General features: G+C 66.7%; 13 protein-coding genes. 11 read left to right on the top strand and 2 right to left on the bottom strand.

Annotation, left to right across the window (positions count from 1 at the left end; all coding sequences use genetic code 11):
• The first annotated feature begins 2 nt into the window (after window positions 1-2).
• The 7 genes from nbrcactino_RS13830 (at window position 3) to nbrcactino_RS13800 (ending at window position 6219) form a co-directional block, all read left to right on the top strand.
• A complete protein-coding gene (locus tag nbrcactino_RS13830; RefSeq protein ID WP_161928128.1) occupies window positions 3-1043 on the top strand; it encodes an MlaD family protein in 1041 nt (346 codons plus the stop codon).
• The gene (locus tag nbrcactino_RS13825) at window positions 1040-2032 is read left to right on the top strand and encodes an MlaD family protein (protein ID WP_161928127.1); all 993 of its coding nucleotides are present in this window, start codon (window positions 1040-1042) and stop codon (window positions 2030-2032) included. The genes nbrcactino_RS13830 and nbrcactino_RS13825 overlap by 4 nt, the downstream gene beginning before the upstream one ends.
• A 49-nt stretch (window positions 2033-2081) precedes the next feature.
• Window positions 2082-2954 carry a hypothetical protein gene (locus tag nbrcactino_RS13820; protein ID WP_161928126.1) on the top strand — a complete coding sequence of 291 codons (873 nt, stop codon included), beginning with the start codon at window positions 2082-2084 and terminating at the stop codon, window positions 2952-2954.
• 4 nt (window positions 2955-2958) lie between these two features.
• Window positions 2959-3807, top strand: coding sequence for an MlaE family ABC transporter permease (locus tag nbrcactino_RS13815; RefSeq protein WP_161928125.1), 849 nt, complete (start codon window positions 2959-2961; stop codon window positions 3805-3807).
• 184 nt (window positions 3808-3991) lie between these two features.
• Window positions 3992-4339: a hypothetical protein gene (locus tag nbrcactino_RS13810; protein ID WP_161928124.1), complete on the top strand. Its 348-nt coding sequence runs from the start codon at window positions 3992-3994 to the stop codon at window positions 4337-4339.
• Between the two features lie 48 nt (window positions 4340-4387).
• Window positions 4388-5661, top strand: a protein-coding gene (locus nbrcactino_RS13805; RefSeq protein WP_161928123.1) for an IS3 family transposase whose coding sequence is annotated in 2 segments (ribosomal slippage) — window positions 4388-4667 and window positions 4667-5661 — 1275 coding nt in all. Because the reading frame shifts where the segments join, the coding sequence is not laid out codon by codon here.
• 150 nt (window positions 5662-5811) lie between these two features.
• On the top strand, window positions 5812-6219 hold the full coding sequence (locus tag nbrcactino_RS13800; protein ID WP_228460900.1) for a PDDEXK-like endonuclease domain-containing protein: 408 nt from the start codon (window positions 5812-5814) through the stop codon (window positions 6217-6219).
• Between the two features lie 98 nt (window positions 6220-6317).
• Here nbrcactino_RS13800 and nbrcactino_RS13795 read toward each other — a convergent pair whose 3' ends face one another.
• Window positions 6318-8354: a CocE/NonD family hydrolase gene (locus nbrcactino_RS13795; protein WP_161928121.1), complete on the bottom strand. Its 2037-nt coding sequence runs from the start codon at window positions 8352-8354 to the stop codon at window positions 6318-6320.
• A 256-nt stretch (window positions 8355-8610) separates the two neighbouring features.
• Window positions 8611-9867, bottom strand: a complete 1257-nt coding sequence (locus nbrcactino_RS13790; RefSeq protein WP_161928120.1) for a glycoside hydrolase family 76 protein — start codon at window positions 9865-9867, stop codon at window positions 8611-8613.
• Window positions 9868-10163: 296 nt separating this feature from the next.
• On the opposite strand from nbrcactino_RS13790, the gene rplJ reads away from it, so the two are divergent.
• The 4 genes from rplJ to nbrcactino_RS13770 all read left to right on the top strand — a co-directional run bounded on the left by rplJ (window position 10164) and on the right by nbrcactino_RS13770 (window position 13542).
• Window positions 10164-10691, top strand: coding sequence for a 50S ribosomal protein L10 (rplJ, locus tag nbrcactino_RS13785; RefSeq protein WP_161928119.1), 528 nt, complete (start codon window positions 10164-10166; stop codon window positions 10689-10691).
• A gap of 96 nt (window positions 10692-10787) precedes the next feature.
• The gene (gene rplL / locus nbrcactino_RS13780) at window positions 10788-11180 is read left to right on the top strand and encodes a 50S ribosomal protein L7/L12 (RefSeq protein ID WP_161928118.1); all 393 of its coding nucleotides are present in this window, start codon (window positions 10788-10790) and stop codon (window positions 11178-11180) included.
• 334 nt (window positions 11181-11514) lie between these two features.
• The gene (locus tag nbrcactino_RS13775; protein WP_161928117.1) at window positions 11515-12732 is read left to right on the top strand and encodes an ABC transporter ATP-binding protein; all 1218 of its coding nucleotides are present in this window, start codon (window positions 11515-11517) and stop codon (window positions 12730-12732) included.
• Between the two features lie 3 nt (window positions 12733-12735).
• Complete coding sequence (locus nbrcactino_RS13770; RefSeq protein ID WP_161928116.1) at window positions 12736-13542, top strand: MlaE family ABC transporter permease; 807 nt, start codon at window positions 12736-12738, stop codon at window positions 13540-13542.

Genomic DNA, 13542 nt, shown 5'->3' with positions numbered 1-13542 from the left:
TCATGACTGTGCGCAATCGCTGGAACCGGGTCGTGCGGGCCGTCGCGGCGGTGGGCCTGGTCGCGGCCCTCAGCACCGGTTGCGCCACGTTCTCCGTCGAGAAGCTGCCCGCGCCCGGCGCCAGCGGTGACTCGTGGCCGCTGCACGTCGAGTTCGGCACGGTGATGAACCTGCCGACGGAGTCGAAGGTCACCGTCAACGGCCTGCGGGCCGGCATCGTGTCGGAGATCGCGCCCGCTCCCGAAGTTGCGAAGGTGACGCTTCGGCTGGAACCGTCGACGGTCGTCGGCCGCAATGCGACAGTCGAGCTCCGGCAGGACACGATGCTCGGCGACACCTACGTCGCCATCACCAACCCGCCCGACGCGTATTCCACGCCCATCGAACACGGCGGCACGCTGGGCCGCGACCATGTCAAGGCCCCGGTGCAGATCGAAGGACTGCTCAACAGTCTGGCGAATTTCGTGGGGAGCGGGAGCCTGCCCCAACTGGGCAACACCTTCGACCGGCTCACCAAACAGTTCCCCAAGGATCCCGAGGAGACCCGCCGGGCGAGTCGGGCGCTGGTCGGGACGCTGAACGCGCTGTCGGCGCAGACGCAGAACCTCAACACGATGCTCGCCTCGGTCAGTGACATCGGGCAGCAACTGGCGAAGATGGAAGACCAACTACGCTTCGTCTTCAGCGACGAGGGATCGCAGTTCCTCGACTCGGCCACCATCGCCGCGCAGATCGTCGACCTGTTGGCCCGGCTGCAAGGGGCGCTCATCCCGGCGCTGCCGGCGGTCCCGGTGTTCACCGCGCTCGCCCAACTCTTGGAGAAGGTCGTCAAGCCGTTGTTGATCCCGGGCTGGCCGAACTACTTCGGTCAGGCGTCGAACCCGCAAGCGATGCTGAACATCCTCACCGACCGCATCGTCCCGTTCCTCAAAGCCGGTCCCGCCGTCGACGTGAACCGGATCGCGATTGAGAACGACGTGTCGAACAAGCAGCTGGCCGATCTCATGCTGCGGCAACTCCGGATGATGGGACTGGCGAAATGACCCATCCACGACGGTTTCTGGGGCTGAGCCCGGTTACCCGGGAACTGATCTTCAACGTCGTCGTCTTCGTGACGGTGGTCTCGGTGTGTGCGGTGTACCTGGCGGTGGCGGTGTACCGGTGGAATCCGTTGGAAAAGACGTCGACGGTATCGATGGCCGTGCGCGACACCAACCTGATCCTCGACGGCACCGGCGTTTTCGTCAGCGGCGTGCGCGTCGGCAGGGTGTCGCAGGTCGAGCTCACGCCCGACGGCGCGACGGTCCGGTTGACCTATCCCGCCGACCTCAAGATCCCGGTAAACACCCCGCTGCAGATCGGGATGCAGTCGGCCCTCGGCGAGCCGTTCCTCAACTTCACCCCGACCGCAACCGCCGGGCCGTACCTGCGCGACGGCGATGTCGTCGCCGTTCGCAACATCGCCGAACCCGAATCGATCCCCGGCATCTTCGACCAGATGCAGAACATGATGGCCGTCGTCGCCGTCGATCCGCTCGCGAAGGTGCTGCGTACAGCGTGGATCGCCCTCGAGGGCACCGACGAGGCGGCCGGTCGGATCAGCGACGGCACCCGGTTGATCGCGGGCATCCTCGCGTCGCGGACCCCGCAGATCCGCGCGATGTTCGAGGCCACCCAGCGCTACAACCAGAACCTGGTGTGGGCGGTCGGTTCGGTGCCGAAGTTCCTCGAGTCCTGGTCGAAGATCTTCGGCAACTACACCTACGTCTTGCACGGTGCGGGCGTGTTGGTCAACCAGGGGCACCTGTATGAAAACCTGAGCGGCGTCGTCGACCCGTTCCTGCAGCGCCTCACCGTCTACCTGGAAAAGATCTTGCCGCCGACGATGGACGCCCTCGGCCCGATCATGCCGGTCATCACCGCGCTCAACCAGACGATCCCGCAGATCAACCTCAGCGAGTTTCTCTCCGACGCGCTGCAACTGTTCGGCGCCGGCAACGGCATGCGAGTGGTGGTGACCCCGGTGAAGTGATTCCCGACGCCACTTGTCCCACGTTCTTGAAAGGATTTCCGTGCCCAAGATGAGTACCGAAGAAGACCCGACCACCGCCGACGCCGATGCCCTTGAGGCAGATGTCGATGCCGATGACGTTGATGCCGCTGACATTGACAGTGGCGACGTCGACGGTGGTGACGAGGTCGTGGTGAAGGCGCGGAAGCGGCCCGCGCGCACCCTCGTCGACGATGCCTCCGAAGCAGACGACGACGCGGGGGAGGAGCCCGGTGAGCGGTCCTCGTCGGCGCGGCCGGTGAAGGCCGCCGCCGCGAGCGGAGGCGCCAAGCAGATCACCCTGTCGGTGCGAACCCTGGTCTTGGCGGTGGTCGGTCTGCTCGTCGGGGCGGGATTGCTGTTCGGTGTCGTCGACAACCTGCGCGTGCGTCATCAACTCAACGACCTGCGCGCGGAGAAAGCCAATGCGGCCAAGGCCGAGCAGGTCGCCTCCGACTACGCGGTGAAGGCGGCGACGCTGGACTACAAGGACCTCACCCCGTGGGCGGCGAACCTGAAGAAGGGGGTCTCGCCGGAGTTGGCCAAGCAGTTCGAGGTGGCCGTGCCGGCGATGTCGCAGATCCTGACGCCGGTGCGGATGAGTACGACGGCGACGCTGGTGTCGGCGACGACGACGAGTGTGGCCGGTGACATCTTCCGCGTCACCGCCGTCGTCGAGGTGAACACGACGAGCCTGCAAACACCCAACGGTGCGACGTCGCTGGCGGCCTACGTGCTCACGCTCAACAAGGCCGCCGACTGGCAGATCACCGCGGTCGGCGACCAGGCCGTGCCCGGCGGCGCTCCGAGACTGCCGGGGATGCCGGGCCAAGCGGGCCAGCCGGGTCAGCCGGGTCAGCCGGGTCAGCCGGCCCCCGCTCCGGTTCCGGCCCCGGGGGGATGATCAGATGACCGCCTCGACCGTCGAGCCCCAGACCGGTCCCAGCGCCGCGTCGGTGCTGGGGGACAACATCCGCGACAACGCCTTCGGGCCGTTGCGGACGTTGGGGCGGACGTTCCAGCTGGGGGTGCAGGGCGTCGCGCAGATGTTGCTGGACATCGGGCGGTGGCAGCTCAAGGTCAAAGAGACGCTGATCCAAGCCTGGTACCTGGTGAGTGTCACCGCGTTGCCGGCGTTCCTGATGGCGATCCCGTTCGGTGTCATCGTGACCATCCAGATCGGCAACGTCATCAATCAGCTTGGCGCGCAATCACTCTTGGGTGCCGGCAGTGGTTTCGCAGTCATCCAGCAGGCGGCGCCGCTGGCGTCGGGAATGTTGTTGGGTGGCGCCGGGGCGTCGGCGATCGCAGCCGATCTCGGTGCCCGCAACGTCCGCGAGGAGATCGACGCGATGCGCACGATGGGAGTGGATCCCGTTCAGCGCCTGGTGGTTCCGCGCATCATCGCCTCGGTGCTGGTGGCGCCGCTGTTGGCGCTGTTCATCATCCTGGTGGGCGTGGTCGCGGCCTACTACGTCGCGGTGTTGGGACAGGACGTCGGCGCGGGGAGTTACTGGCAGTCCTTTGGGGCTTTTGCGTCCGTGCGCGACGTCGGGTTGGCGATGCTGAAAGCGGTCGTCTTCGGCTTCATGATTGCCGTCATCGGTTGTCAGCGCGGGCTGGAGGCGAAGGGTGGTCCGAAGGGTGTCGCCGACGGTGTGAACGCGACCGTCGTCATCTCCACCGTCGCGATCATCGTCGTGAACATGGTCATCACGCTGATCTACACGGTCTTCTTTCCGTTGCAGTTGGGCTAACCGCCGACTGGGCCCTCCTTTCCGTCGAGTGGGCCCTCGATCTCGTCGAGTGGGCCCTCGATCTCGTCGAGTGGGCCCTCGATCTCGTCGAGTGGGCCCTGATCCTCGTCGAGTGGGCCCTAGATCTCGTCGACTGGAACACCGGGCTAGGGATCCATTCGCCGTCGCCGCGCGTCTAAGGAGCATGAGCAGATACGACGAGGACGCCAGGATCGAACGGTTTCGCCATGCGGTCGCACGGATATCGATGGAAGATCTCGCCGAGCATCGCGTGGTCGACGGAACCACACAGGTTGGTCGGCAACGGCTCTTGACCGCGAGGGACAGGATCCTCGCCACCGCGTCCAACGCCGACGGTGCGCCCATCGTCGCGGGAATAGCGGCATCGGTCCTCCACGGCAACAAATGGTTCGACCCCGACTTCACAATCGAACTGCTGCATCCGATTTCGGGATCCAGCAAGCACGGCGAAGGACGGACGACGCGGCGCTACATGGTGGCGGAGTCCGATTACATCGAGATCGAGGGCTGATCCGTCCCGGGGTTTCCGGAGGGTTCGTCTCACGGGAAGATGGGTCTTATGGCAGGAACGAAGCGGTATCCGGTGCAATTGAAGCGGGACGCGGTGGACATGGTGGCCCAGTTGGTGGCTCAGGGGTCGACGGAGTGGGCGGCGATGGGCAAGACCGCTGATCTGCTTGGTATCGGTTCGGCGGAGACGGTGCGCAAATGGGTGCGCAGTGTGCCCGAGGCGGCTGCTGGGGTCGGGCAGGCCGCGGCCGAGGGTGAGGAGGTGCGCCGGCTACGGCGGGAGGTCGCCGAGCTTAAACGGGCCAACGGGATTTTGAAGGCGGCGTCGGCTTTCTTCGCGGCCGAGATCGACCGGCCACACCGCTGATCGTGGAGTTCATCGGCGCTCACCAGGGTCACCGGGTGGGCGCCGATGGTCTGCTCTGGGGAGTCGATTCGATGTGCCGCGTGCTGTCTGAGCACGGTGTGCCCATCGCCCCGTCCACGTATTACGAGCACCGCCACCGTGGGCCCAGTGCACGGATGCTGGCCGACGCACGCGTGATCGACGCGATCTGGATCATGCGCCGCGATCAGCCGCTGACTCGGGTTCTCGGGTCACGCAAGATGTGGATCATGTTGCGCAGCAACGGGATTGATGTTGCCCGCTGCACTGTCGAGCGTGTCATGGCCGAGATGGGTTGGCGGGGTGCGTCGAAGAAGAAGTCCCCGCGCACCACGACGGCGAACCCGGCCGATGAGCGCCCAGCCGATCTGGTCGACCGGCGCTTCACCGCCCCTGCCCCGAACCGGCTCTGGGTTGCTGACTTCACCTACTGCCGCACCGTCGCGGGATGGGCGTACACCGCGTTCGTCATCGACGTGTTCGCCCGCAAGATCGTCGGCTGGAAGGTTGCGACGCAGATGACGGTCGACCTGGTCACCGACGCGATCAACAGCGCTATCGAGCACCGAAATCGAGCCGGCATCACCGATTTGAGTGACCTGGTCCATCACAGCGATGCCGGGTCGCAGTACACCGCGCTCGCGTTCGGGCATCGGCTGGCCGAGGCCGGGATCACCCCGTCGGTCGGGAGCGTCGGCGACAGCTACGACAACGCGTTGGCCGAGTCGGTCAACGCCGACTACAAAAGCGAACTCGTCGATTACGGACCCCGATTTCCCGGGGCCGCCGAGCTGTCACTGGCCACCGCCGAATGGGTCGCGTTCTACAACCGCGTCCGGCCGCACAGCTACTGCCACGACCTGACCCCCGACCATGCTGAGCAACTCCACTACGATCGAATCGCCGCCCTCAATCCGGAGGAGGCACTCACAATCTGAGCTCTCCGGAAACGCCGGGATGGATCAGGCGTCCGGGTGACGAGTCCCGTTCGTACCGCATTCGACGTCGGGCGGATTCCGCCGGAGTGGCGCGGCCTGGGATACCTCGACGCCCTACACCGCGCGACAGGATTCTCGGTACCCGCACTCATGCGATATATCGAGCGCCATCGGGGGTGGCGTCACATTCGTCAGCTGCGTGCGATCGCCCCGCTGGTCAACGGAAGCGCCGAATCACCGCCGGAGAGTTGGGTGCGCCTGCTGATGATTCGTGGGGACTTGCCGAGCCCCGATGTTCAGATCCAGGTCCAGGATGAAAGCGGCCAGATCATCGCCCGCATCGATCTCGGATACCGGGCGGTCAAGATCGGCATCGAGTACGACGGCGAGGAGTTCCACTCGGGGCGCATGCAACGAGAGCGCGACGCGCGACGAGATGAACGGCTGGAGAGCCTCGGCTGGAAGATGATCCGCATTGATGCCGAACGAATGCGGGAAGAACCGTGGTTGATCCTGGCCGAGATTGAGACCGCGCTGCGTGCGCGTGGCTACTACTAGGGCCCAGTCGGCGGGATCGAGGGCCCAGTCGGCGGGATCGAGGGCCCAGTCGGCGGGGATGAGGGCCCAGTCGGCGGGAAAGAGGGCCCAGTCGGCGATCAGGCGGAGGGGAAGGAGCCGATCGCCTGGAAGGTGAGGTAGCTCGGGTGCGCGGGGTCGAGGACCAAGCGCTGTCGACGACTACGAGCCTTGATCAGATCCGGCACCAAGGTGAGGAACCGCGGGAAGCTCGCCGCGTAGACATCCACGCGCAGCCGGTGCCCGGCATCGATGACGGCATCGGTGGGAACCATGTCGACGTCGATGGCCACCGGGCGGTCCACCGGGACCGGGAGCTTTCGCACCCGCGTCAGGTAGTGGTAGGGCCGCAGGAGGTTGCCGTCGGCATCCCACTCCGACTGGGCGTGGTCGAGGGCGCGATGAGCGACGGTGAGACCGCCGTTGGTCAGCACCGTCGACGTGCCGTCGGGGGCGACGTCGTTGAGCGTGACCGTCCAGGTCCCCTCCTCGCCGGTGCTGGCCACGTAGAGCCGCAGGTTCACCGAACCGCTGACTTGTACCGGCTCGGTCACCTCGGGGGTGGTGAAGCTCAGCCCGCCGCGTTCCTGGAAGGAGGAATCGGCGTAGAACTTGGGTCCCAGGGCGATCGCCGCGCCGGCGGTCACCTGCGCCATGTCGCGGGACACGAGGCCGCGGACGCCCGCCTGCACCGGCAGCGACACCTGATCACCGGTAGCCGACGCCGGCTTGGTGGCGGCGAGACTGCCGTCGTGGCGCGAATGCGGTGCCGAGCCCGACGACTCATCGCTGAGGTAAAGCTGCTGGGTGGTGACACCGGGCCGCGGGAACTCCGTGCCCGACGTCCAGCCGCCGCCCTGCTGCTCCAGGGTCACCGGCCCGTACTCCTCGACACCGTTGTCGATGTCTTTCAGCCAGTGGTCGAACCAGGCGCGCTCGAGCACGTCGAGCCGCGGCGGGGCGAATCGGCCGCCGTGGCCGGTGCCGACGTCGACGTGATACCCGTTGCCCACGAGCATCTGCTTCTCGCCGGGCTTGAGGTTGAGCTGGCGGTAGATCTGGGTGCTGCTGTTGCCGAAGAGGTCGTGCCAGCCGCCGACGGTGAAGGTCGGACAGGTGATGTTGCCGACCTTCGGGTCGCGCTCGTCGAAGTACGGGTCATCGAAGATCCGTTCGTCGCGCGTGGTGAGGAACCCCCACAGCAGCGACGGGATCTCGGTGGCGGGGGACTTGACCCGGTCGCGCAGCCAGCGCGCGGCGTCGCCCTGGCCGAGGTCGGAGAGCAGGGTGCGGGGGTTGGGCACCCATTTGAGCAGGTTGACCATGCTCAACCAGATCGGGATGAAGGCCGAATGCATGCCGCCGGTGATGTAGATGTCGCGGACGATGTCCGAACAGCCCTCGATGGCGAAGACGGCTTCCAGGGCGCGCGGCCGCTTGTCGGCGGCCTGCAGCGAGTTGATCGCCGAATATGACCAGCCGGCCATCCCGACGCGGCCGTTACACCACGGCTGGGTGGTGGCCCAGTCGATGAGTTCGAGCGAGTCCTTCTGCTCGCGCATCCCGAAGATCTGCCACTTCCCTTGGGACGCACCGGTTCCGCGGACATCGACGAAGACCTGGGTGTATCCGCTGCGGACGAGGTTGCGGTTGATCCCGAAGACGTCGAGGGCGCCGCCGGAGATGACACCGGTCAGCCGGGTCAGGCCGCCGAAGGGGGTGCCGGTGCCGTCGACGGCGCCGGAAGCGGCACGGACCGCCTTGCCGAAAACGGGGACGTTGAGGGCCTCGTCGATGCCCTCGATCAGCGCCCGGTTGTACGGGTTGACCGACAGGATCGCGGGGTACGGGGTGTTGATCGGGGTGCCGAGCCGGGTCGCCGGGCGCACGACGGTGGCGCGCAGCCGTACGCCGTCGCTCATCGTGATCACGACGTTGCGGTCGATGTGCACCCGTGGGTAGAGCTGCTTGCCGTCGACGAGGGCGCGCCAGGCACGGGCGTTGGCCCCGCCGGTCGGGTCGCCCAGGGGGAGGGAGTGGGGGGCGTCATCGAGCGGCGCCGCGGGAGAGGTCGCGCGCGCAGTCTTCTTGCCTGTGGGGTCCAGCCGGTAAGCCATCACATCACCTGCCCGTCGACTCGCACGTCGGGCACGGTGCCCGGCGCTGGGTCGACCTTTGTCTGCGTTCCGATGACCTGCGTACTTTGCCACATTGTCCGCAATCCGCGATCGTGACTGTGACGTACACCACCTGAACGCACTGCCGAATATATCCGACCCGGGTCACAAACCGTTAACCGGGGGGTGGCGTTTGGGCCACCTGAAACGTCTTGCGCGATCGGCGGATTGGCCCGCACTGCCGCTCGGGAACGGGTCAGTGCTCGGTGTGCCCCGCGGTGACGCGGGCCGCGGCCTCCAGCGCCATCCACCCCGACAACTGCACCGACAGGTCGCGTTCGGGAACTTCAGACGAGTGAACCGCGCCGGCGATGAAGCGCGCGTCGGCCCCGGAATCGGTCGGGACCACCGCGTCATGGCGCCAATCGGCGCTGAACAACGGCGCGTCGTCGACGATCACCCGGGTCTGCCAGGCCGCCTCCGCCGAGTCGACGACGATCCGCCCGGCGCGCGCCCGGATGTCGTCGGCGCCGGGGCCGTCGGGCAGGTCGGTGGCGACCAATCCCAGGTAGCGCACCAGGATCCCGGCAAACAGCCCGCCGTCGCCGCCGCCCGCGCCGGGCACGATCCGCGCCCGGCGGGCGGGTTCGGCGGTGCTGGGATTGGCGCTGGCGAGATCGGTGTCGACGAGGAGGTGGTTCTCGGTGGCGGTGAGCAGGGCGGCGATCCGCTCCCGGTGGCGGACCTGCCCGGTCGCGCGCAGGGCCTCGAGCTCCGCGCCCAACACGACGCCTTGGCAATAGGTGTAGATCGCCGTCACGATCTCCCACTCGTCGTGCGGTTTGGGCTTGATCCCGTCGTAGACCAGGCCGGTGTCGGGGGAGAGGAGTTTCTCGTGCATCCAGTCGCACATCGCGACGGCCCGCTCGACCTCGCCGGTGCGTGCCATCAGGATCGCCCCCGGTCCGTTGGCCGGGGTGTTGAAGAAGTAGTCCATGGTCCGCCACGGGATGCCGCCGCCCCGGGGCGGCGCCCACGAGCCGTAGATCCGCTTCGCCAACACCCGTTCGCCGCGGGGGCTGCCGACGCCGAGCAGGCGCCGCGACCGCTCGACGGCCAGACCCAACCAGGCCATGTCGTCGTAATAGTCGTTGGTCCACCGACCGAGGTTGCGCAGGTGGATGCCGCGGAGCAGGTGCACGACGGTGGTTTCGCCGATGCTGCCCGGGCGCATGCTCTCCGCGTCGACGAGCAGGTCGACGAGGTGCGCGTGCCACCAGTAGTGCCAACTCGGCAGCGCCGAGGCGATCCATTCGCGCGCGCCGTGGCCGTGCGGGGTGGCGGGCCAGGCGACGGCGGCGATCTCGGTGCCGGGGATGCCGGCCAGTCGGTGCAGGTGACGGGTGATCACGGCGTCGGCGGCGTCGGCGGCGCGGGCCGCGGTCTCGGTTTGCGCGGCGCGCGACGACGACCAGCCGGGGTCGGGTTGCGAGGATTTGGATCGCTGGGCCATAGCCGGTAGCCTAGGCGGTTGTTGTGGACATATGTCCGCAGCAAGGTTCAGCCAGAGACCGTTGGTCACGGGCCGCCACCACGGCGACCCGTCGAAGGTTCGGCGTCACGCACGTCGACGGCCCACGCAGGATGACCCGAGGATTGCCGCGCGGCTTCACCGCCGCCTGCTACGCCCCGTGTGCTTCCTGCGCGGGGCGTTTTGTTTTTCCGGGATCCCCGGGGAGGGCATCGTCGCGTCGACTCCGATCCACCAGCGCCTGGAGAGCATCCAAGTGAAATGAGAGGAGGCGAAGTATGGCCAAGTCCGACAAGGTCGCCGCAGTCGCGGAGATCGCAGAGCAGTTCAAGGGGGCTACGGCGGCTGTCGTCACGGAATACCGTGGCCTGTCCGTTCCGCAGATCTCCGAGCTGCGTCGGTCCCTCGGTGAGGGCGCAACCTACTCCGTCGCCAAGAACACCCTGACCAAGCTCGCTGCGAAAGAAGCGGGCGTGGACGGGCTCGACGAGCTGTTCACCGGTCCGACCGCCATTGCCTTCATCGAAGGTGAACCGGTTGTCGCGGCCAAGGCGATCAAGAATTTCGCCAAGGACAACAAGGCACTTGTCATCAAGGGCGGTTACATGGACGGCCGCGCGCTGTCCATCGCCGAGATCGAGAAGATTGCCGACCTGGAGACCCGTGAGGTCCTCCTTGCCAAGCTCGCCGGTGCCATGAAGGGCAACTTGGCCAAGGCAGCCGGGCTGTTCAACCAGCCCGCATCGCAGGTGGCGCGCCTCGCCGCGGCCCTGCAGCAGCAGAAGGAGGCTGCGGGCGAGGAGTAATCCCCCCACAGTCGCCACCGACCACCCGGTCAACAGCACAACCCCGGTCGGCGCCGTGCAACCACGCCGCCGACCACCTAAAGGAAGGACGCCATCATGGCGAAGCTCACCGCTGACGAGCTCATCGATCAGTTCAAGGAACTGACCCTGCTGGAGCTCAGCGATTTCGTGAAGAAGTTCGAAGAGGTCTTCGAGGTCACCGCGGCCGCTCCGGTCGCCGTTGCCGCTGCCGGTGCCCCGGCTGCCGGCGGCGACGCCGCCGCTGCCGCCGAGCAGGACGAGTTCGACGTCATCCTCGAGGGTGCCGGCGACAAGAAGATCCAGGTCATCAAGGTCGTGCGCGAGGTTGTCGCCGGCCTGGGTCTGAAGGAAGCCAAGGACCTCGTCGAGGGTGCCCCGAAGGCTCTCCTGGAGAAGGTGTCCAAGGAGGACGCCGAGGCTGCCAAGGCGAAGCTGGAAGAGGCTGGCGCCTCGATCTCCCTCAAGTGACCTGCCGATCGGCCTCCGGGTCGGTCTGACAGCACTGAAAAAACACCCCGCGAGGACTCCTCGCGGGGTGTTTTTCGCACTACCACCGGTTGGGTCACTGTGGTGTTTCCCACGTCGCCCCCCACGGCTTGAAGTGACGCGGCCCATAGGCTAGTCTGAGGATTCGTTAAGGGCTACTGGCGAGTAGGGACGCCCGTCCCAGTCTCGATTCGACGGGACTGGGGTCGGAACCGACGTGCCGGTGGGTTAAAGTGACTGCGAGCACATCTGTCCAACGGGGTTGCGGGAGTCATACGGACTGCCGTTCGCGGACGAACGACTGGAGGGAACCGCAGTGGGTGTAGAAGTAAGCGTGGAGGGCTTGACCAAGTCCTTCGGTTCGCAGAATATTTGGCGTGACGTCACCCTGACTTTGCCCGAGGGTGAGGTCAGCGCACTGCTCGGCCCGTCCGGTACCGGTAAGTCCGTCTTTTTGAAGACCCTGATCGGTCTGCTCCACCCGGAGCAGGGCTCGGTCATCATCGACGGCACCGACATCACCAAGTGCTCGGCCCGTGAGCTGTACGAGATCCGCAAGCTGTTCGGCGTCCTGTTCCAGGACGGCGCGCTGTTCGGGTCGATGAGCCTGTTCGACAACATCGCCTTCCCGCTGCGCGAGCACACCAAGAAGAACGAGACCGAGATCCGCTCCATCGTCATGGAGAAGATCGAGCTGGTCGGTCTGTCCGGTGCCGAGGACAAGCTCCCTGGCGAGATCTCCGGCGGTATGCGCAAGCGTGCCGGCCTGGCCCGCGCCCTGGTCCTCGACCCGCAGATCATCCTCTGCGACGAGCCGGACTCCGGCCTCGACCCGGTCCGTACCGCCTACATCAGCCAGCTGCTGATCGACATCAACGCGCAGATCGACGCGACGATCCTGATCGTCACGCACAACATCAACATCGCCCGGACCATCCCGGACAACATCGGCATGCTCTTCCGCAAGGAACTGGTCATGTTCGGCCCCCGCGAGGTGCTGCTGACCAGCGAGCAGCCGGTCGTCAAGCAGTTCCTCTCCGGTGACCGTTTCGGCCCGATCGGCATGTCGGAGGAGAAGGACGAGGCCGTGGCCGCCGCCGAGGCCGCCATGCAGGCCGCCGGCATCTCCGGCGGTGGTACCAAGGACGACTTCAGCGAGATCATCCCGCAGGTCCAGCCGAACCCGGGGATGCCCGAGCGCAAGGCCGTCGCCCGTCACCGCCGCAACATCGAAGAGGTCCTCCACACGCTCCCGGCGAACGCCCAGGAGGCGATTCGCGTGAGCATGGCCGAAGAGGACAAGATCATCGCCGAGAACCGGGCCCAGGCCGCGGTGCAGGCCGGTGCCGCGCAGTCCGCGGCGGCCGCCGTCGCCGCGGGATCGGCCGCTGCCGGTGTGACCGCGAACCAAGCGGCCAACGCCACCACAGACGTGTTCAACACCGTTGGCGAGGCCGCCGACGAGGGTAGCTGGGTTACCCCGTCGGACGCCCCGACCGCCCCCGTGGAAACCGACGACAGTGGGAGCCCCTAGCCAATGACGACTGCCACCGAGCGTGGCGTGGATCGAATTGCGACTGCCGGTGCAGGTGCGCTTGAGCAAACCGGCAGGATTGTCCAGCTTTTCGTCGACGTTGCACGTCAATCTGTTGTGCGCCCGTTTCAGTGGCGGGAATTCATTCAGCAGGCCTGGTTCATCGCCAGCGTGACGATCCTGCCGTCGGCACTGATCTCGGTGCCGTTCGGCGCGATCGTGTCGCTGCAGACCGCGTCGCTGATCAAACAGATCGGCGCCGAGTCGTACACCGGTGCGGCCAGCGTGCTGGTCGTGTTGCAACAGGCGTCACCGATCATCACGGTGCTCCTCGTATCCGGCGCGGCCGGCGCGGCGGTGGCCGCCGACCTCGGCGCGCGCACGATCCGCGAGGAGATCGACGCGATGGCGGTGCTGGGCATCAACCCGATCCAGCGTTTGGTGGTTCCGCGCGTGCTGGCGATGGTCATCGTCGCCGTCCTGCTCAACGGACTCGTCGCGGTCGTCGGTATCGCCGGCGGCTACTTCTTCAACGTCGTCGTGCAGGGCGGTACCCCGGGCGCCTATCTGGCCTCGTTCGGCACCCTGGCCCAGCTGCCCGACCTCTATATCTCGACGATCAAGGCGGCGATCTTCGGTCTGATCGCCGGCGTGATCGCCTGCTACAAGGGGCTCAACCCCAAGGGCGGCCCGAAGGGCGTCGGCGACGCGGTCAACCAATCCGTGGTGATCTCGTTCCTGCTGCTGTTCTTCGCGAACCTCATCATCACTGCGGTCTACCTGCAGATCGTTCCGGCGAAGGGGGCCTGA

Origin of the sequence: Gordonia crocea, from assembly GCF_009932435.1 — a bacterium.
GTDB lineage: Bacteria > Actinomycetota > Actinomycetes > Mycobacteriales > Mycobacteriaceae > Gordonia > Gordonia crocea.
Note: the sequence above shows the minus strand (reverse complement) of the source record. Positions and strands in the feature narration are given on the sequence as shown.